The sequence below is a fragment of the Pseudomonas sp. LARHCG127 genome (genome assembly GCF_052871455.1).
Map to the genome: position 1 here is coordinate 308,649 of NZ_JBIXJT010000008.1, position 19,906 is coordinate 328,554.

General features: G+C 59.4%; 17 protein-coding genes, 2 tRNA genes and 1 pseudogene. 11 read left to right on the forward strand and 9 right to left on the reverse strand.

Annotated features, from left to right (window positions below):
* Positions 1 to 2: 2 nt before the first annotated feature.
* The 7 genes from lolB to ychF all read left to right on the forward strand — a co-directional run bounded on the left by lolB (position 3) and on the right by ychF (position 5,191).
* Positions 3 to 620 (forward strand): lipoprotein insertase outer membrane protein LolB, encoded by a 618-nt coding sequence (gene lolB, locus ACIPQ1_RS16270; protein ID WP_186705004.1) that lies wholly within the window; start codon positions 3 to 5, stop codon positions 618 to 620.
* 1 nt (position 621) lies between these two features.
* On the forward strand, positions 622 to 1,473 hold the full coding sequence (gene ispE / locus ACIPQ1_RS16275) for a 4-(cytidine 5'-diphospho)-2-C-methyl-D-erythritol kinase (RefSeq protein ID WP_446534435.1): 852 nt from the start codon (positions 622 to 624) through the stop codon (positions 1,471 to 1,473).
* A gap of 37 nt (positions 1,474 to 1,510) precedes the next feature.
* Positions 1,511 to 1,585: transfer RNA gene (locus ACIPQ1_RS16280), tRNA-Gln, on the forward strand.
* Positions 1,586 to 1,632: 47 nt separating this feature from the next.
* The gene (locus tag ACIPQ1_RS16285; RefSeq protein WP_003171603.1) at positions 1,633 to 2,574 is read left to right on the forward strand and encodes a ribose-phosphate pyrophosphokinase; all 942 of its coding nucleotides are present in this window, start codon (positions 1,633 to 1,635) and stop codon (positions 2,572 to 2,574) included.
* A gap of 140 nt (positions 2,575 to 2,714) precedes the next feature.
* On the forward strand, positions 2,715 to 3,317 hold the full coding sequence (locus tag ACIPQ1_RS16290) for a 50S ribosomal protein L25/general stress protein Ctc (RefSeq protein ID WP_060740648.1): 603 nt from the start codon (positions 2,715 to 2,717) through the stop codon (positions 3,315 to 3,317).
* A 166-nt stretch (positions 3,318 to 3,483) separates the two neighbouring features.
* The gene (gene pth, locus ACIPQ1_RS16295) at positions 3,484 to 4,068 is read left to right on the forward strand and encodes an aminoacyl-tRNA hydrolase (RefSeq protein WP_003185374.1); all 585 of its coding nucleotides are present in this window, start codon (positions 3,484 to 3,486) and stop codon (positions 4,066 to 4,068) included.
* A gap of 22 nt (positions 4,069 to 4,090) precedes the next feature.
* Positions 4,091 to 5,191, forward strand: coding sequence for a redox-regulated ATPase YchF (gene ychF / locus ACIPQ1_RS16300; protein ID WP_411385630.1), 1,101 nt, complete (start codon positions 4,091 to 4,093; stop codon positions 5,189 to 5,191).
* A gap of 94 nt (positions 5,192 to 5,285) precedes the next feature.
* On the opposite strand, the gene ACIPQ1_RS16305 is transcribed toward ychF, so the two are convergent.
* The 5 genes from ACIPQ1_RS16305 to ACIPQ1_RS16325 form a co-directional block, all read right to left on the reverse strand.
* A complete protein-coding gene (locus ACIPQ1_RS16305; RefSeq protein ID WP_446534436.1) occupies positions 5,286 to 7,349 on the reverse strand; it encodes a calcium-binding protein in 2,064 nt (687 codons plus the stop codon).
* 1,165 nt (positions 7,350 to 8,514) lie between these two features.
* Positions 8,515 to 8,886 carry a c-type cytochrome gene (locus ACIPQ1_RS16310; RefSeq protein ID WP_250965018.1) on the reverse strand — a complete coding sequence of 124 codons (372 nt, stop codon included), beginning with the start codon at positions 8,884 to 8,886 and terminating at the stop codon, positions 8,515 to 8,517.
* Positions 8,887 to 8,891: 5 nt separating this feature from the next.
* Complete coding sequence (locus ACIPQ1_RS16315; RefSeq protein WP_053187275.1) at positions 8,892 to 9,479, reverse strand: hypothetical protein; 588 nt, start codon at positions 9,477 to 9,479, stop codon at positions 8,892 to 8,894.
* Between the two features lie 4 nt (positions 9,480 to 9,483).
* A complete protein-coding gene (locus ACIPQ1_RS16320) occupies positions 9,484 to 9,927 on the reverse strand; it encodes a DUF3592 domain-containing protein (protein WP_446534437.1) in 444 nt (147 codons plus the stop codon).
* A gap of 232 nt (positions 9,928 to 10,159) precedes the next feature.
* Entirely contained in the window at positions 10,160 to 11,377 is a 1,218-nt protein-coding gene (locus tag ACIPQ1_RS16325) for an MFS transporter (protein WP_250965021.1), read from the reverse strand.
* Positions 11,378 to 11,706: 329 nt separating this feature from the next.
* Between ACIPQ1_RS16325 and ACIPQ1_RS16330 the strand changes: the two genes are divergently transcribed.
* The 3 genes from ACIPQ1_RS16330 (at position 11,707) to ggt (ending at position 15,977) form a co-directional block, all read left to right on the forward strand.
* The gene (locus ACIPQ1_RS16330) at positions 11,707 to 13,764 is read left to right on the forward strand and encodes a methyl-accepting chemotaxis protein (RefSeq protein WP_186704998.1); all 2,058 of its coding nucleotides are present in this window, start codon (positions 11,707 to 11,709) and stop codon (positions 13,762 to 13,764) included.
* Between the two features lie 103 nt (positions 13,765 to 13,867).
* A tRNA-Met gene (locus ACIPQ1_RS16335) sits at positions 13,868 to 13,944 on the forward strand.
* A 179-nt stretch (positions 13,945 to 14,123) separates the two neighbouring features.
* Positions 14,124 to 15,977, forward strand: a complete 1,854-nt coding sequence (gene ggt, locus ACIPQ1_RS16340; protein WP_446534438.1) for a gamma-glutamyltransferase — start codon at positions 14,124 to 14,126, stop codon at positions 15,975 to 15,977.
* Here ggt and ACIPQ1_RS16345 read toward each other — a convergent pair.
* The 4 genes and pseudogenes from ACIPQ1_RS16345 to ACIPQ1_RS16360 form a co-directional block, all read right to left on the reverse strand.
* The gene (locus ACIPQ1_RS16345; RefSeq protein WP_250965030.1) at positions 15,959 to 16,192 is read right to left on the reverse strand and encodes a helix-turn-helix domain-containing protein; all 234 of its coding nucleotides are present in this window, start codon (positions 16,190 to 16,192) and stop codon (positions 15,959 to 15,961) included. The two genes, ggt and ACIPQ1_RS16345, sit on opposite strands and share 19 nt — an antisense overlap.
* A 7-nt stretch (positions 16,193 to 16,199) precedes the next feature.
* Positions 16,200 to 16,754 (reverse strand): DUF2975 domain-containing protein, encoded by a 555-nt coding sequence (locus ACIPQ1_RS16350; protein WP_207966229.1) that lies wholly within the window; start codon positions 16,752 to 16,754, stop codon positions 16,200 to 16,202.
* Positions 16,755 to 16,846: 92 nt separating this feature from the next.
* The gene (locus ACIPQ1_RS16355; protein WP_411387554.1) at positions 16,847 to 17,278 is read right to left on the reverse strand and encodes a methyl-accepting chemotaxis protein; all 432 of its coding nucleotides are present in this window, start codon (positions 17,276 to 17,278) and stop codon (positions 16,847 to 16,849) included.
* 108 nt (positions 17,279 to 17,386) lie between these two features.
* Positions 17,387 to 18,163 (reverse strand): annotated as a pseudogene (locus tag ACIPQ1_RS16360) (PAS domain-containing protein); the annotation flags it as partial.
* Between the two features lie 212 nt (positions 18,164 to 18,375).
* Here ACIPQ1_RS16360 and ACIPQ1_RS16365 point away from each other — a divergent pair.
* Complete coding sequence (locus ACIPQ1_RS16365) at positions 18,376 to 19,794, forward strand: short-chain fatty acid transporter (RefSeq protein ID WP_446534439.1); 1,419 nt, start codon at positions 18,376 to 18,378, stop codon at positions 19,792 to 19,794.
* Positions 19,795 to 19,906: the final 112 nt, after the last annotated feature.

Here is a 19,906-nt window from a genome sequence, read left to right on the forward strand (position 1 = left end):
TTATGTTTTTGCGCCATCTCATCGTTTTCAGTTTCATTGCCCTGCTCGCCGGTTGCGCGGGCTTCGGCGCCCGTGAATCCGTCCAAGGCCAGGGCAACCAGGCCCAGTGGCGCGAGCACAAGCAGCAACTGAGCGGCCTGGACGGCTGGCAGATCGACGGCAAGATCGGCATCCGCGCCCCGAAAGACTCGGGCAGTGGCACGCTGTTCTGGCTGCAACGCCAGGACTATTACGATATTCGCCTGTCGGGCCCGCTGGGTCGCGGTGCGGCCCGCCTGACCGGCCGGCCGGGCCAGGTTTCGCTGGAAGTCGCCAACCAGGGGCGCTACGAGGCGCCCAGCCCCGAAGCGCTGCTGGAAGAACAACTGGGCTGGAAACTGCCGGTTTCCCACCTGACCTGGTGGGTTCGTGGATTGCCGGCACCGGACAGTAAAAGTCGCCTGACACTCGACGCCGACAGCCGCCTGTCCAACCTGGAACAGGACGACTGGCAGATCGAATACCTCAGTTATGCCCAGCAGAACGGCTACTGGCTGCCCGAACGCATCAAGCTGCACGGCAGCAACCTCGACGTCACACTGGTGATCAAGCAATGGCAGCCGCGCAAGCTGGGGCAATGACATGACCGCTGCACGCCTGACCCTGCCCTCTCCGGCCAAGCTCAACCTGATGCTGCACATCCTCGGCCGCCGCCCGGACGGCTACCACGAGTTGCAGACGATTTTTCAGTTCCTGGACTACGGCGACGAGATCACCTTTGCCGTGCGCGACGACGGCGTGATTCGCCTGCACACCGAATTCGAAGGCGTCCCCCACGACAGCAACCTGATCGTCAAGGCCGCGCAAAAACTCCAGGCGCAATCCGGTTGTGCGCTAGGCATCGATATCTGGATCGAAAAAATCCTGCCCATGGGCGGCGGCATTGGTGGCGGCAGCTCGAATGCGGCGACGACTTTACTGGGCCTCAATCACTTGTGGCAGTTGGACTGGGACATCGATCGCCTCGCGGCGCTGGGCCTTTCCCTGGGCGCCGACGTGCCGGTTTTCGTGCGTGGCCACGCCGCTTTTGCCGAAGGCGTTGGGGAAAAACTCACCCCCGTGGAACCCGAAGAACCCTGGTACGTGGTGCTGGTGCCGCAAGTCTCTGTAAGTACAGCAGAAATTTTTTCAGATCCACTGTTGACACGTAACTCTCCTCCCATTAAAGTGCGCCCCGTTCCCAAGGGAAACAGTCGAAATGACTGCTTACCGGTGGTAGCAAGGCGTTATCCAGATGTTCGTAACGCTTTGAATTTGTTAGGTAAATTTACCGAAGCAAAACTCACCGGAACTGGAAGTTGTGTGTTTGGGGGCTTCCCAAGCAAAGCTGAAGCTGATAAAGTCTCGGCCCTTCTGACAGAGACCCTTACAGGGTTTGTAGCAAAAGGAAGCAACGTTTCGATGTTGCATCGCAAGCTGCAAGACCTGCTCTAAAAGGAATCGAGTGCTGGGCACTCGCAGCAACAGATACAGGGGCGTCGCCAAGCGGTAAGGCAGCAGGTTTTGATCCTGCCATGCGTTGGTTCGAATCCAGCCGCCCCTGCCATTTTCCTATACTCATCCAGGTATACCCTCAGCCTTCAGGTACTGCGCGTGTCCAAGATGATGGTCTTTACGGGGAACGCTAACCCCGATCTGGCTCGGCGTGTCGTACGTCAGCTGCATATCCCTCTCGGTGACATTTCTGTCGGTAAGTTCTCCGACGGCGAAATCACTGCCGAGATCAATGAAAACGTTCGCGGTAAAGACGTCTTCATTATTCAGCCGACTTGCGCTCCGACCAACGATAACCTGATGGAACTCGTCGTGATGGCTGATGCCTTCCGCCGCTCCTCGGCTACTCGTATCACTGCTGTTATTCCTTACTTTGGTTATGCCCGTCAGGATCGCCGTCCGCGTTCCGCACGTGTGGCGATCAGCGCGAAAGTCGTGGCTGATATGCTGACCGTAGTCGGCATCGACCGTGTCCTCACGGTTGATTTGCATGCTGACCAGATCCAGGGTTTCTTCGATATCCCCGTGGATAACATCTACGGTTCCCCGGTCCTGGTGGATGATATTGAAGATCAGCGCTTCGAAAACCTGATGATCGTGTCCCCGGACATTGGTGGCGTCGTGCGTGCACGGGCTGTTGCCAAATCCCTGGGAGTGGATCTGGGTATCATCGACAAACGTCGTGAGAAAGCCAATCACTCCGAAGTGATGCATATCATCGGCGACGTCGAAGGGCGCACCTGTATCCTGGTCGATGACATGGTCGATACCGCCGGCACCCTGTGCCACGCGGCCAAGGCCCTGAAAGAGCATGGCGCTGCCAAGGTCTTTGCCTACTGCACACACCCTGTGCTGTCGGGTCGAGCGATCGAGAACATTGAAAATTCCGTGCTGGACGAGCTGGTGGTGACCAACACCATCCCGCTGTCCGCTGCAGCACAAGCCTGTGCGCGTATCCGCCAACTGGATATCGCACCGGTAGTTGCCGAAGCGGTTCGCCGCATCAGCAATGAAGAATCGATCAGTGCGATGTTCCGTTAAGGGCCCTGCCCTTTCCAGAAGATCTCGTTGACGAAAAGCGCCCCGCCCCAACACTCATGTTGGGGCGGGGCTTTTTTGCCCATACCGCTTTGGCGTCGGTCGCAGACGTCATTCGGAAATGGCTATTTTGGAGATACAACATGAACGATTTTACTCTGAATGCTGAAGTGCGTTCCGACCTGGGGAAAGGTGCGAGCCGCCGCCTGCGTCGTCTCGCAAGCCTGGTTCCAGCTGTAGTCTACGGTGGCGACAAAGCCCCTGAGTCCATCAGCATGCTGGCCAAAGAAGTTGCCAAACTGCTCGAAAACGAAGCGGCCTACAGCCACATCATCGAGCTGAACGTTGGCGGCACCAAGCAAAACGTCGTGATCAAAGCCCTGCAGCGTCACCCGGCCAAAGGCCACGTGATGCACGCTGACTTCGTCCGCGTTGTTGCCGGTCAGAAGCTGACTGCTGTTGTTCCAGTGCACTTCATCAACGAAGCTGCCCCGGTCAAGAAAGGCGGCGAGATCTCGCACGTGACTTCCGAGCTGGAAGTGTCCTGCCTGCCGAAAGACCTGCCTGAATTCATCGAAGTCGACCTGGCTGACGCCGAAGTCGGCACGATCATTCACCTGTCCGACCTCAAGGCCCCTAAAGGCGTTGAGTTTGTTGCTCTGGCACACGGCGATGACAAGGCTGTTGCCAACGTCCACGCTCCACGTGTTGCTCCAGAAGCCACTGAAGAAGGCGCTGCAGAGTAATTTCACTCTGTCGCCGGAGTGACCGGAAACATCGCGGACTGGAACGTAGCGAGACAGCGGGCGAGAACGCGAAGTTTACTTAACGGTAGATCCGCCATTTTCGTCCACTGTCGCAACACCGCCTGATTGCGACATTGTTATCCACACTCCAGGAAGGGCCCCTATCGTGACTGCCATTAAACTGATCGTTGGCCTGGGAAATCCAGGCGCTGAATACGAACAGACCCGGCATAACGCAGGGGCCCTTTTTGTTGAGCGCATCGCGCACGCACAAGGCGTCAGCCTGGCCGCCGATCGCAAGTATTTCGGCCTGACCGGGCGCTTCTCGCACCAGGGTCAGGATGTTCGCCTGTTGATTCCCACCACCTACATGAACCGCAGCGGCCAGGCCGTGGCGGCATTGGCCGGTTTCTTCCGCATCAAGCCTGAAGAAATCCTGGTGGCCCACGACGAACTCGACCTGCCTCCGGGCGTTGCCAAGCTCAAGCAAGGCGGCGGCCATGGCGGTCACAACGGCTTGCGCGACATCATCGCGCAACTGGGTAATCAGAATACCTTTCACCGCCTGCGGCTCGGCATTGGCCACCCGGGCGTTGCCAGTATGGTTTCAAACTTTGTCCTGGGTCGTGCGCCTCGCGCCGAACAGGAAAAACTCGATGCCAGCATCGACTTTGCCCTCGGCGTGCTGCCGGATATCCTCGCCGGTGAATGGAACCGTGCGATGAAAAACCTGCACAGCCAGAAGGCCTGACACTTATCCGAGGGGAAACACCATGGGATTCAATTGCGGCATCGTCGGCCTGCCTAACGTCGGCAAGTCCACCCTGTTCAACGCCCTGACCAAATCCGGTATCGCGGCCGAGAACTTCCCCTTCTGCACCATCGAGCCGAACAGCGGCATCGTACCGATGCCCGATCCGCGCCTGGAAGCCTTGGCGGCGATCGTCAACCCCAAGCGGATCCTGCCGACCACCATGGAATTCGTCGACATCGCCGGCCTCGTGGCCGGTGCGTCGAAAGGCGAAGGCCTGGGTAACAAGTTTTTGGCCAACATCCGTGAAACCGATGCCATCGCCCACGTCGTGCGCTGCTTCGAAGACGAGAACGTGATTCACGTCTCCAACAGCGTCGACCCGAAACGCGACATCGAAATCATCGACCTGGAACTGATTTTCGCCGACCTCGACAGCTGTGAAAAACAACTGCAGAAAGTCGCCCGCAACGCCAAGGGCGGCGACAAGGACGCGGTCGTCCAGAAAGGCCTGCTGGAGCAGTTGATCGCCCACTTCACCGAAGGCAAGCCTGCACGCAGCCTGATGAAGAACATGAGCACTGACGAGAAGTTGGTGATCAAGGGCTTCCACCTGCTGACCACCAAACCGGTCATGTACATCGCCAACGTCGCTGAAGACGGTTTCGAGAACAACCCGCACCTGGACGTGGTCAGGGCCATCGCCGAAGAAGAAGGCGCCATGGTCGTGCCGGTCTGCAACAAGATCGAAGCGGAAATTGCCGAGCTGGACGACGGTGAAGAGAAAGACATGTTCCTCGAGGCCCTCGGCCTGGAAGAGCCTGGCCTGAACCGCGTGATCCGCGCGGGCTACGAGATGCTCCACCTGCAGACCTACTTCACCGCTGGCGTTGAAGAAGTCCGCGCATGGACCGTCCGCGTCGGTGCTACTGCACCGCAAGCCGCTGGCGTGATCCATACCGACTTCGAGAAAGGCTTCATCCGCGCCGAAGTCATCGCCTACTCGGATTTCATCCAGTACAAGGGCGAAGCAGGCGCCAAGGAAGCGGGTAAATGGCGTTTGGAAGGTAAGGAATACATCGTCAAGGATGGCGACGTTATGCATTTCCGCTTCAACGTCTGACGTTTTTTCGCATCAGGTTATTGGAGGCGATCAAAGTCCTCAGCCCCCATCGCGTGGCAGCTACTCGCTGCCACGCGACCGTCTGGAGCCGACGTCAGGTCAATAAATGCCCTGGATCGGCCTCGGGCGCTACCCCGATCAGCCCTATCTCGGCGTCGGGAGCAAAGATCATGTCATCCTCATCAAGGCTTTCTCGCCAGTCCCCAGCAAGCCCGACCTGGAATCGGTGGCCTTGTGCATCCGCCTCCACATCCCTCAGGTAAGTGCGGTCCAGTTCGTTGTTATAAACCATCTCCAGCGTAGTACCCGTACCCTCTCCGAAGCCGGTATAGCCCAGGGCCGATACATCGATCTTGTCGTCAACGGTAAAGCCTTCGATAAGATCGGCAAAGCTATGGCTGTCCGTACGATAGCTGTCCTCGGTAGAGAGATAGCGGAACACGTCGGCGTTTTCACGGTTATCTGTCCACAACGAAATGTCGGTTCTATCTCCGCCGTTGAGACGGTCTGCGCCCGCGCCACCGATGATGACATCAGCGCCAGCACCGCCGTTGATACGGTCATTGCCATCCAGGCCATAGATGATTTCCGACAAGGCAGAACCGGTCATCGTGTCTTTACCAGACGTCCCTTCGACAGTGGGTGCGGTGAACACCACGTTAGAGCTGTCCAATTGCCCCGACAGGTTGCCGTCCAAGATCAGTTCAAACCGCTGTCCAGAGCCATCCGCGTCGTAGTTCTTGAGGTAGGTGCGAGTGCCGTCTGAGCTTGCCATGACAGCCAAGGTGCCGCCATGGCCGTCGCCAATGCCGGTGAAGCCCAGGCCAATCAGGTCGATGCGGTCCTGAGAGGCGTCGAAGTCCATGACCCGGTCGCTGTTGTTTTGCGTGGTCGTGCGGAAACTGTCGTTCAGTTCGGTGAAGCGGAAAATGTCAGCGCCAGCGCCTCCCTGCAGAACGTCGCGTCCGCCGTTGCCTTGGAGCACATCATCACCCGCCAAGCCGTGGATGATTTCAGCGGCATCGCTCCCCTGCAGGATTTCTTCGCCGGCGTATCCGTCCACATGGAGTTTGCCATCCTGGCTGCCGAAGCCGGTATCCACACTGCCATCCGCGTTCAAACGGATGACGCTGAAATCTCCGTTGCTCGTGCCCGCGGCGAGGATCTTGCCATCGTCTTGTACCGTCAACGCCACAGGCGTGTCGGCCTCGAAGGTCACCCTACCCATGGAGCCAAAGCTGGCATCGAAGGAGCCATCAGCGTTAAGCCGTGCGAGAGTAACCAAAGCCTCGCCTTCGCCATGACCCATCACGATAATCTTGCCGTCAGCCTGTACGGTGACCACGGAGTCTTCGCCAAAACCCATGGCAGCGTTCAAGGAGAGGACACCATCATCACCGAAGCGGGTATCCAGCTGACCGTCGGGGTTGAAGCGCTGTAGGGTGTACGTCGGATCACCCACGCCGGCGGCATTGTATGCAGCCCCGACCACAACACTTCCATCTGCCTGCACCGCAGTAGAAATCCCTCCGTTGTAGTAAGCGTCTTCGGGAATCTTGACAGTCAGCACGCCATTTTCGCCAAAGCCATCGACGAAAGTGCCGTCATTGCCGATCCTTGTCACTGTGGCCTGATCAAATCCACGGGCGCTGACCTGGAATGTGCCATCCGTATTCGCCGTCAGGTCGATGTCCTTGAAGTCGTGGCTGATGTCGACCGTAATAGCGCCATTTTGGCCAAAGCTGGCATCGCGCGTCCCGTCGCTGTTGAAGCGCTCCACCTGTACGCCGGTGTTCAACGCAACGGCGACAAGCACCTTGCCATCGGTCTGCACCGCCGTCAGCTCGTAGCGCGACGCCGGGGCTATCGCAGCAGGTACGATGTCGATGCCACCTTCATGGAAGCTGGTGTCCAGGCTACCATCGGCGTTTAGCCGGACAACGGAATGCTTCTGTTCGTAACCGTAGCTTTCCTCACCTGGCGCTCCGGGGTATCCCCATGCCAGGTACTCGGTATAGCCTCCAACCAATATCTTGCCGTCCGGTTGGATAATGATGCTCTGGTTATTATCGAACTGGCCGGTGAGGTCGACCTGGACAGTGCCCGGGCCAGTTATCACGGTATGGGTATTTGCCATCGTGCTATCGCTGGTTGCCATGGGTTAATCCTTTAACGGGTGTTGGATTCGTCACTCTAGTAGAGCAGTAAGGATTTGCACGCCGCCCCAGCGTTGGCATGAGCAGAGTTCGACCGGTGGTTTGTGGAAGCCGAAGGAAAGGGGCACTTCCGCTTTAACGTCTGAGTTGTATAAGACGGTGTTGGTGATGGTGGTGATGGTGGTGGTGATGGTGGTGATGGTGGTGATGGTGTGTATATCCGTTATTCAGGTAACGGCTACTTATGGTTCCGCTCTTACAGCGGGTCACTTTTGAGAAGCGCAAAAGTAACCAAAACGCTTCTGCCCCACCACTCGGCACCTCGCCTAGGCTCGGTGTGCCCTCACTCCGGCATTGCTCCGTGGGCCGCCGCGAAGGGCCATCCATGGCCCAGCGCGGCTACCTCGGCATCCATGCCGAGGTGCCCACTGCGCAATACCTGCGTTCGGCCAGCGTGGTTTAACGGGGCATCCAGATCAAGATCAAGATCAAAAGCAAGAGCAAGAGCAAGAGCAAGAGCAAGAGCAAGAGCAAGAGCAAGAGCAAGAGCAAGAGCAAGAGCAAGAGCAAGAGCAAGAGCAAGAGCAAGAGCAAGAGACACATGCCAGCACTATTTGTCTGAGCCTCCGCTATCGCGAGCAAGCTCGCTCCCACACTTAATCTTCAGCAGACACAAAACTCATGTACGCCACAAAACTTGTGGGAGCGAGCTTGCTCGCGAAGAGGCCTGTACATTCACACAACTTCATTGGCTGTGATACCGCTTTCGCGAGCGGGCTCGCCCCCACAGGGGAAACTCGGTCCCACCAGAACCAGGTCGGCTATAAGGCCGCCTCGGGGAGGATGTTGATCTCGGACGCCCCGTTAACCACGATGGCTGAACGGAGGTGTTGTGGAGTGGGCATCCCGGCATGGATGCCGGGATAGCCGCGCTGGGCCATGGATGGCCCTTCGCGGCGGCCCACGGAGCAATGCCTTCGTTCAGGCATGCCGAGCCCTAGCGAGGCACCGAGTGGTGGGGCAGAAGCGTTTTGGTTACTTTTGACTGGGCCGGCTTCCGGGCTCTTCAAAAGTGACCCGCTGTAAGAGCGGAACCATAATTAGCCGTTACCTAGATAACGGATATACACACAAGATCATCAACAACACGAAAAAAAGCCCCGAAAGTCACCGACCTTTGAAAACCACACCACTCATATACTGATTCAAATCGCGAAAGTCCTTAACGCCCCAATCAAACGGCACCAACTTCACACCATTCTCTTTCAACGTCCTGGGAATCAAATCTCCATTGGGACGAAGTATTACCGACGACACAATAACACCCGGATAAACCCTCAAACGTTCCTTGAAAGCCGCAGTCGTAAGATCAGGCGTAGGAGGATTGCTCTTATGAGCCAAAGGCCCCGTCCCCTTGAGGTCCACCCCATGGCACATCACACATCGCTGCAAATAGATATTTTTCCCATTGGCATTATCCGCAAAGGACAGCGATGTTTGAATCAGCGACAAAATCCCTAGCGAAGCAATGACTGACATTCTCACTAGAACAGGTAACCCATGTAGATCGCCGCACCACCACCGGCCTGCAACCCAGCGTTCACACCCGCCATGACCACCGCCCCCTTGGCCGAGCGCGCCAGTTGCCGGTTGACCGTGGTCGCCGCAATGAGCGAAGTCGCCGGGTTGGAACTCAGCGCCACCGATAACGCCAGCAACTTGGGATCGAGCCCGAACAGCAGGGCCGTGGCCGAACCGCCGACCACCAGGCCCACGCCCACTTCGGTATACATGCAAGGACCCGTGATGTCGTCGCTGGTCAGGTCGCGATTGACCAAGGCATCGCTGACAAACACCTTGCCGGTGCTGGGAAACGCCTCCGCCGCGCCGGCCGCAGCCACACCCTTGCCCTTGATCTGGATATTGATCTTGCCGAAACGCGGCAGCCGTGCGCCAAACCCGACACCCACGCCAACCCCGCCATAGCGGTAGCTGACGTCCTCGCCCTGGGGCGAGCGCAGGATAATCGAGCCGCCGCTGCCCGCCACCATGACCACGGTCAGGCCACCGCCGCTGGCGGTCTGGTACTGCCAGCGACTTTCATTGACCGGGAGTGGGATGTTGTAGCTCATACGTTCAAAGTCCTTTATGTGAATGAGCCGCACCGCGGCCGCGTTGACGGAAAGCTTTTAGAAGGCCGACAAGGGTGAACACCAGGCCGATGACCCCCAGCACCCCGGAGGTACCCCATAGTGCGGACGGGGCATCGACGATGGCGCTGCCAGCCGGCTGCTCGGGCAGGTAATGCACGCGCACCGGTTGGTCTTTCTGATAACCGAAGATAAAGCCGCCCTGGGGATAGGAAATTTTTTCGCCGCTGACGGTGGTGAAGGCGATTTCAGGATGCGAACCACCAGCATTCAAATGGCTGACGATGCCATCGGCGGTCTGTGCCCGGGCGAGAAAGTCGCGTCGATCAAGGGTGAGGTTGACGGCAATGCCCAACAAGCCAACGCCAATCAGAGAAAAAAGCAGGCCCAGCAGTATGGTCCCGATGCGTGACGGGGTGTCGTTAGCCATGGCTTGTCCCGGTATTCGTCCATGAAAGAAGGCGGCGAGAATAACAAAAAGCCGGGCTATGGCGTAATGCTGGATTTAAATGCGGGCTACGGTGTTGGGTCAGTTTGAAATGATGCTGGAGGTACCGACACCTTCGCGAGCAAGCGCGTGAACACCACTGAACCTGTGGGAGCGAGCTTGCTCGCGATAGCGGCGGCTCAGCCCACATGGATGTTCAAACCTCCCGCCCCTCTCAAGCCTTCCGGGCCCTCGGCAAGAAAATCGCCAACACCCCGAGCAACGGCAGGAACGAGCACAGCCAGTACACATACTCGATACCACGGATGTCCGCCAGGTGCCCGAGCAACGCGGCGCCAATCCCGCCGAAACCAAACATCAGCCCGAAGAACACGCCGGCGATCATCCCGACGTTGCCCGGCACCAGTTCCTGGGCGTACACGACGATGGCCGAGAACGCCGAGGCCAGGATGAAACCGATGACCATGCTGAGGATGCTGGTCCACAGCAGGTCAACGTGAGGCAGAATCAGGGTGAACGGTGCCACGCCGAGGATCGAGAACCAGATCACCGCCTTGCGCCCGATCCTGTCGCCAATCGGCCCGCCAAAAAAGGTCCCCGCCGCCACCGAGCCGAGAAACAGGAACAGGTGCAACTGCGAAGAGGCCACCGACAGGTCGAACTTCTCGATCAGGTAGAACGTGAAGTAGCTGGTAAAACTGGCCATGTAGAAATACTTGGAAAACACCAGCAGCCCCAGCACCACTAGAGCACTCAAGACTCGGCCCTTGGACAACCCATGAGTGGCCGCCTGGCCTTGCTTGAGCTTGAACAGGTTCAGGTGGTTGGCGTACCAGCGGCTGATGCGGTACAGCACGTACAACGCAAACAGGGCGAACAGCCCGAACCAGGCCACATTGCCCTGCCCGTAGGGAATGATGATCGCCGCCGCCAGCAGCGGGCCGAAGGCGGAGCCGGCATTACCGCCCACCTGGAACGTCGATTGCGCCAGCCCATAGCGGCCACCCGAGGCCAGTCGCGCCACCCGCGACGCTTCCGGGTGGAAGGTCGACGAACCAATGCCGATCAACGCAGCCGCCAACAGGATCAAGGCAAAACTGCCGACCATGGACATCATCACAATGCCGATCAGCGTGCACACCGTCCCGGCCGGCAACAGCCACGGCTTGGGGTGCCGGTCGGTGTGATAGCCGACCCACGGCTGCAACAAAGATGCGGTCAATTGGAACGTCAGGGTGATCAGGCCAACTTGGGTGAAGGTCAGGCCATAGCTGTCCTTGAGCATTGGATAGATCGACGGCAGCACCGCCTGGATCAAGTCATTGATCAAGTGCGCCAGCGCCACGGCGCCGATGATGCGCATGACCAATGGGCTGCTTTGCGCCGGGGCGGCAACGGCCGAGGTGTCGGCTTGGGTATTGCTGATAGCCATGGGGTTTCCATACGACAGAGGGTGCACACGGGCAGGTGCGTCAATGTGCCATTTTTCGGTGCGACAAGGCTATCCCCTTAGCTTGCTATCGACCTTGAAAAATTGTCGAATTCCAAGGTGATAGCCCAACGCCATGGTCTGAATCTTGCCTTGTTAATGAGCTACAACGCGGCTCCTTACAAAGGGGACCGAGAATGGGAAGTTTCGCTACAGAGCTGGCCTACCGAGCCGATTTGGACAAACTTTCGAGGCCTTTTAAAAGGGCACCCGTTTTAGCACTGTGTAGAAACGCACAGAAACAGTGCAGGGGTGTTCAGGGGAGTATGGGCATGCAGGCTTTTCTATCACCGGGAATCAGGTTGTTGGGGCGTTTCGGCTTCGCCCGCAAATTCCAATTGCTGTTCCTGCTTTTTATCCTGCCGCTCATGGGCAGCCTGTGGCTCATTGGCCAGGATTATCGCGACAAACTCAGCCTGATTTCCGGGGAACGCGCCGGGGTGCGCCAATTGCTGGCCCTGGATAACCTCGACAACCTGCTCACCGCCCAGCGCAACCGCGCCGCCCGCTGGCGTGCCACCGAGACCAATCGGCAGCCGACACCCGCGACGCTGGCCGCCATGGCGGCGTACGATGCAGTGCAGCCGGCCCTCAACCAGGCCGCCAGTGACCTGGCCAATACCCTGCAAACCGCAGGGGCCGAAGCCGACACCCTCGCCCGTTACCAAACCCTGCAAACCAGCCTCAACGGCCTGGATTCGAAAAGCCTGGGCAGCGTGGGTTGGTGGCCGGATGGCTATGACCGCTTCACCGCAGCGCTCAGCGCCCTGCAAGCGTTGCGCGAACAAATGGTCATGGATAACCGCCTGACCCTCGCCTCCTGGCTGGAGACTTATCTGCTGACCCAGATTTCCACCCAGCAGACGCCGGACCTGATCGAACGGGTCGGCCGTCTGGCCAGCGTCGGCCAGGCCTCCGTGGTGTCGGGCCAATTCACTTTGCAGAGCCGCCTGCAACTGCGGGACCTGCGCAGCCGTATCGGCGACGCCCGGGATCAACTGGTCAAGACTGGAACATTGCTGGAAACCCGCCTGCCCAGCGACCTGCAGACGTGGGCTGGACAATTCCAAGGCAGCCTCAAGCACTTGGACGCCGGCCTCAAAGTCCTGGATGACGGCGTGTTCGGCGGCGCCATCAATCTGAAGCCGGAAGACTTCGAAAAACACATGGATGCCCTCCTCGCCGACCTGGCGACCCTGCGGCAACAATCGCTGGTGGCGCTGGATACGCGACTGGACCACTACTACGGCTCGGCGATTCGCCAGTTCATCCTGGTCGCGACGATCCTCGGCTGCCTGCTGCTGGCCGCGCTGTATCTTTTTGTCTGCCTGCAAGCGTCGATCCGGCGCAGCGCCAGCGGTATCACCCTACTGGCCGAGGCCCTGCGCGACGGCAATCTCAGCTTGCAAGTACCGGTGCAAGGGCGCGATGAACTAGCGGCCATCAGCACCGCCCTCAACGTCGCCGTGGTGCAGTTGCGCAACAGCCTGCTGGGGGTGGATCACGAGACGTTGCAGTTGAGCAACGCCGTGCGCACCCTCAATACACACTCCAGCGGCGCCCTGGGAGAAGTCGAGGCCCAGCAAATACAGATCAGCCAGATCGCCGCCGCCGCGACGCAACTGGCCGCCACCTCCCAAGGCGTGGCAAAGAGCTGTGAACAAGCTTCCGACAGCGCCCAGCAAACCCGGCGCATCGCCGCCGACAGCAGCCGCGACAGCCAGCGCACCACGGCGAGTATCCAGCAGCTCAACCAACGGCTCAACGAAACCGCCGCCGCACTGGGACGGGTCAGCGAACAGGGGCAACAGATCCAACTGGTGGTCGATACCATTCGTGGCGTCGCCGAGCAGACCAATCTCCTGGCCCTCAATGCCGCTATCGAAGCGGCTCGCGCCGGCGAACAAGGCCGCGGTTTCGCGGTGGTCGCCGATGAAGTGCGCAGCCTGTCGCAACGCACCCAGTCCTCCACGCAACAGATTGCCGGCACCGTCGACAGCCTGCGCGCCACGGTCAACGAAGCCGTCAGCCTGATGGAAGCCGCCTGCGGCCAAGCCCAGACCGACGCCCAAGCCGTCACTGGCCTCGGCGAGCGATTGGGCGAAATTGCCAGCGCCGTGCAAAGCGTCACCGACACCCTGGCGCAAATCGCCACTGCCGTGGATGAACAAGCCAGCACCGCCGACGAAGTCAGCGGCAACATCCAACAGGTCGACCAGGCGGCCATGCGCTTGCTCGAAGGCGCACGGGCCGTGAACGTGGCGGCCGATACCTTGAGCCAGGGAAGCCAGGCCTTGAGTGCCAACACAGGGAGATTTCAGCTCGGCTGACGGGGATTTGCAGTGAGGATGGTTAAGCGGTTGAAAGCGCAGAGAAATATTTCAGATTTACGCTTGACACATCGTCGTTACCGGCGAATAATGCGCGCCACTTGGCTACATAGCTCAGTTGGTTAGAGCATAGCATTCATAATGCTGGGGTCCGGGGTTCAAGTCCCTGTGTAGCCACCAAGTACTAAAAACGGCTTATCGAAAGATAAGCCGTTTTTTTATGCCTTGAAAAAAACCGCTCTCTCAGAAATTGTTTATGCCCCTGCGATCAGGGACAGACAGGGCTTTGCTCAGTCTCGTGTCGATTTGCGCCACACGCCTCGCATCGCTACAGTCGATCCTATATCCCAAGCCCACGGATGGAGCGACACGTGCTCACAGATCTGAAACCGAACCTTCATCGCCTGTCAGCCGTTTCGTTGCTGGCTGTCGCGTTAACGCTTGGCGCCTGCAAGGCCCCGCCCTCCTCCACCGCCACACCAGCACTGCCCGCCCCGCCGGAGATCACGTCCGGCTACCGCACCGACGTGCAGACGCGTTACGCCGACAAGCACATGGCGGCCGCGGCCAACCCGCTGGCGGCCGAAGCCGGGCGGGAGATGTTGCGGCGCGGCGGCTCGGCCATCGACGCGGCGATTGCGATGCAAGCGGTGCTGACCCTGGTGGAGCCGCAATCGTCGGGCATTGGCGGCGGCGCGTTCATCGTTCTGTGGGATGGCAAGGCTGTGCGCACCTACGACGGTCGCGAAACGGCACCGGCCGGCGCCACCGAAAGACTTTTCCTGCAAGCCGACGGCAAACCCATGCCGTTTACCGCCGCCCAAATTGGCGGCCGCTCCGTAGGCACTCCCGGGGTGTTGCGTGGACTGGAACTGGCCCACCGTAAACACGGGCGCCTGAAATGGGCGACGTTGTTCGAACCAGCCATTGCGTTGGCCGAACAAGGTTTTGCGATTTCGCCCAGGCTGCATTCATTGATCGCGACCGACCCGTCTTTGCCGGGCTCGCCGGACATGGCGGCATACTTTCTCAATGCCGATGGCAGTCCGAAGGCAGTTGGCACCATCCTGAAAAACCCGGCATTGGCAGGGGTGCTCAAGCGCATCGCCAACGAAGGTCCCGATGCGTTGTACAAAGGGCCGGTTGCCGAGGAGATCGTCGCCAAGGTGCAGGGTCACGCCAACCCCGGCAGCCTTTCGCTGAGCGACCTCCAGGGCTACACCGCACGGGAGCGGCCCGCGTTGTGCACCGACTACAAGCGCTGGCAAATCTGCGGCATGCCACCACCGTCTTCGGGCGGGGTTGCCGTGGCACAGATCCTCGGGACGTTGCAGGCCCTGGAACAGCGCGACAGCAATGCGGCCCTCGCCCCCTTGAAACCCCTCAAGACCGATAAACCCGCCGGCATTGAACCCTCTCCCGAAGCGGTGCACCTGATCGCCGAAGCCGAGCGCCTGGCCTACGCCGACCGCGCCCAATACATCGCCGACCCGAATTTTGTAGCCGTGCCGCTCAACGGACTGGTAAATCAAGGTTACCTGGCCAGCCGAGCCAGCCTGATCGGCCCTCGTAGCATGGGTGTCGCCAAGCCCGGCACACCACCGGGCATCCAGGTAGCCTACGCCCCGGACCGTTCACCGCTGCGTATTTCCACCTCGCAAGTGGTGGCGGTGGATGACCAGGGTGGTGCGGTGTCCATGACCACGACGGTGGAATCGGCGTTCGGCTCGCACCTGATGGTCCAGGGTTTCATGCTCAACAACCAGATGACTGATTTCTCGTTCATCCCTGAAGAAAACGGGCAAAAAGTCGCCAACCGCGTCGAACCCGGCAAACGCCCACGCTCATCCATGGCGCCGACACTGGTCTTCGACCATCAGGGTAGACTGCTGGCCGCTGTCGGCTCCCCCGGCGGCTCGCAGATCATCGAATACGTCGCCAAGTCAGTGATTGGCCTGCTGGACTGGAACCTGGATCCGCAGACCGCCATCAACCTTCCCAACTTCGGCAGCCGCAATGGCCCCACCGAACTGGAGAAAGGACAGTTCAGCCCGACGCTGGTCCAGGCGCTGAAAGACAAGGGCCACACGGTGAGCGAAATCGACATGAACAGCGGCACCCAGGCTATTGTCCGGGTGCGTGATGCTCAGGGGAAAACCTCACTGGCCGGCGGTGCGGACCCAAGACGCGAAGGTCAGGCACTGGGCGACTGATCCAATTCGCTCTGCGGTTGATAGATCAGTAGATCTGCGGGCTGGCATTGCAGGTAGCTGCAAATGGCTTCGAGCGTTGCCAGGCGGATACCCTTGACCTTTCCTTGTTTCAACAAGGAAAGGTTGGCCTCGGTAATGCCGATTGCAGCCGCAAGGTCCTTGGATTTGACCTTGCGCATGGCCAGCATCACATCAAGTTGAATAACTATGGGCATGACGATCTCAAACGAAAGTTCTGTTTTCTGAATCGACTTCACTGGCCTGGGACAGTATCCGGGCAATGATCGCAATGCAGGCGGCGAGAAATAAAGCGACGAAAGATGGCGCGGTAATACTGAAGCTGAGCAATCGCTGGCCGACCGGCGCATTGATCGTCACCAGCAGGCTGAGGAACGGCTCGCAGATGAAGTCCAGCAGCACCCACACCGCCACCGCGCGCCCCGCATTTCCCAGGTAAACCGCCGCGGCGCTGGAAAAGTACTGCCCTTGGGCGTAGTGCTTGAAGAGCCTGCGCAAGTTGGTAAGCCCGACCGCCAGGGCCAGCAAGGGAATGCTCGTCAACAGTGCTCCACCCAGGCATTGCCACCCCGTCAACCGCAGCGCCTCTTCAGGCAGACTCGACAGCTGCCGCTCGGTCAGGGCAAACCCCAGGCCGTATCGCGAGGTCGCCTCAGGATACAGCCAGGCCACAGCGTTGACGGCCATCATCGCGACCATGAAAACAAGGGTGATGGCTGCCATCCGCTGGCTATACAAGGCAAGACGATTCGAGTGCATGTGAGGCTCCAATAGAATAAAGGAGCCCAGAACATAACCAACAAATTATCTCAAAACAATAATTAATATGTAAAAAACGATAATAACAGACCTTACGTGGAAAGCTGATTAGCGAACTGGCTCACCGCATCGACCACTTTTTTCGCCCCGTCCTGGATCTCAACGATCACCGTCCCCGCCTCGGCGGCCAAGGCCAGTCCGTGTTCGGCCTGGTGCTGGCCGTCGGTCATCAGCGCTACGGCGTTGCGGGCCATGTCCTGGTTCTGGCGAACCACGCCGACGATTTCATCGGTGGCCTGGCTGGTACGCGATGCCAATTGGCGCACCTCATCGGCCACCACCGCAAAGCCCCGGCCCTGCTCGCCGGCCCGGGCCGCTTCGATCGCGGCGTTGAGCGCCAGCAGGTTGGTCTGTTCGGCGATGCCGCTGATGGTCTTGACGATGGTGCCGATCACCAGGGATTGCTCGTTCAACGCCTCGATGCCTTGACCGGCGGTTTGCATGTGCCGGGCCAAGTCGCGCATCACGTCCACGGCCTGGGTCACCACCGTCGTGCCGCGCTGGGCGCTGTTGTCGGTCTGCAGCGAGGTGCTGTAGGCAATGTTGGCCGCCTCGGCGACGGCTTTTTCCTGGTTGACCTGGTCGGTGATGTTGGTCGCGAACTTCACGACTTTATACAGTCGGTCGTTGGCATCGACCACCGGGTTATAGGACGCCTCCAACCATACTTCACGACCGCTGCTATCAATGCGCTTGAAGCGCCCGGCCACGAATTCCCCACTGTTCAAGCGTTTCCAGAAATGCTGATAGCCCGCGCTGTTGTATTCCTCAGGCTCACAAAACGTGCGGTGGTGCTTGCCCTTGATCTGCGCGAGGCTGTAACCCATGGCATTGAGGAAGCGATCATTGGCCGTCAGCACGTGCCCGCCCAGATCGAACTCAATCACTGCCGTTGAACGCACCAACGCGCCGATGAGGTTCTCGTGTTCCCGGGACGCTTCGATGGTGCGGGTCAGGTCATTGGAGTACATCGAAAAATAGCGGATCCGCCCGTCAGCATTCCGTACGGGCTGGAGGATCGAACGCAGCCAGGCTTCCTGGCCGTTGCCCCGCAGCAAGCGCACGGCACCGGAAAAGTGCTCGCCACGGGTCAGCGCCGACTTGAAGCGAACCTGGAATTCATTGGATCTCAGATACGCGGGAACCAGCTCATCCACAGCCCGGCCGATCAGGTCCTGGCTCTTGTAGCGCATCTCGTCGAGGAAATTCTGATTGACCGATTGAATCCGTCCGTCGGCATCCAGGGTGAGGCCAAGCATTTCGCGATCCAGGCTTTCCTTGACTTGCACAAGGCTGGACAGTTCTTGGCGAAGAGCCAGTAGCTCCTGCTTCAGGCGGTGGTTGAACATGGGCAGCTCCGACAGCAGAAGAATTGAATAGGCTGTTCCCTTGCCATCGGCCCGGCGTTTTTTTTCTAAAGAGCGCCGCGAGCCGGTACTGAAAATATACCGTCGCCCGCCGAACCCGATCAGCCTCCCACGGTCACTGGATTGTTCTACTGTTGCGCCTGGCTTTCGAAGCAGCCTTGAATATTCATAATCATAAAAACGAGGTAATTGCCGTGACCACTGACATCGAAGACAGCCGTTCCGCCCGCTTCGCCTTGCGCTGTTCCAGTTTCGCCGAGCGCTGGTTTCCCGACTCCTGGGTCTTCGCCGCGCTGGCGGTGCTGGTGGTCGCCGTGGCGACGCAATTCATCGGTGCCACGCCCACGGCAGCGGCCATGGCGTTCGGCGACGGCTTCTGGAGCCTGATCCCGTTCACCATGCAAATGGCCTTCGTGGTGATTGGCGGTTACGTGGTGGCCAGCTCGCCGCCGGCCGTCAAATTGATCGATCGCCTGGCGCGCATTCCGACCAACGGTCGCTCTGCGGTGGCGTGGGTGGCCCTGATTTCCATGGTCGCGTCGTTGCTCAATTGGGGCCTGTCATTGGTATTTGGCGGTTTGCTGGTGCGCGCCCTCGCCCGGCGCACCGACCTGAAGATGGATTACCGCGCCGCCGGCGCCGCCGCTTACCTGGGCCTCGGCGCGGTATGGGCCCTGGGGCTGTCTTCGTCGGCGGCGCAATTACAGGCCAACCCGGCCAGCCTGCCATCCTCGATCCTGTCGATTACCGGCGTCATTCCTTTCACCCAGACCATTTTTCTCTGGCAGTCCGGCGTGATGCTGCTGGCGCTGATCGTGATCTCGCTGATTGTCGCCTACGCCACCGCTCCCGGCCCCAACAGCGCCCGTGATGCCGCCGCGTGTGGAATCGATCCGAGTTTCAGCATGCCGGCATTGCAGCCCCGTACCCGCCCGGGAGAATGGCTGGAGCACAGCCCACTGCTGACCATCGCCCTGGTGCTACTGGCCGCCGGCTGGCTGTTCCATGAATTTTCGACCAAGCCTGCGATCAGCGCCATTTCCGGGCTCAACACCTATAACTTCCTGTTCATCATGCTCGGCGCCTTGCTGCACTGGCGGCCGCGCAGCTTTCTCGACGCCGTGGCCCGCGCGGTGCCGACCACCACGGGCGTGTTGATCCAGTTCCCGTTGTACGGCTCGATCGCCGCGCTGCTGACCACGGTCAAAGGCAGCGATGCCCAGACCCTGGCTCACCACATCTCGACCTTTTTCGTCCAGATCGCCTCCCATGACACGTACGCTTTGCTGATGGGCGTCTATTCGGCGGTGCTGGGCTTTTTCATTCCTTCCGGTGGCGGCAAGTGGATCATCGAGGCGCCCTACGTCATGCAAGTGGCTAACGACCTGAACTATCACCTCGGTTGGGCGGTGCAGATCTATAACGCCGCCGAAGCGCTGCCGAACCTCATCAACCCGTTCTACATGCTGCCGTTGCTGGGGGTGTTGGGGCTGAAGGCCAGGGACTTGATCGGGTTTTCCTTTGTACAGTTGCTGGTGCACACGCCGTTGGTACTGGCGCTGCTGTGGGCGCTCGGGACGACATTGACGTATTTGCCGCCAGTGATGCCATAAAGCCACAAAACAGGGCCGATATTTCCATCGGCCCACTTCTTCTTCGGCTCGGTCTGTTTCAGTATGGATACACCCTGTTTTCCTGGGGCCCCCACGCTGAAAAGGATCTGAG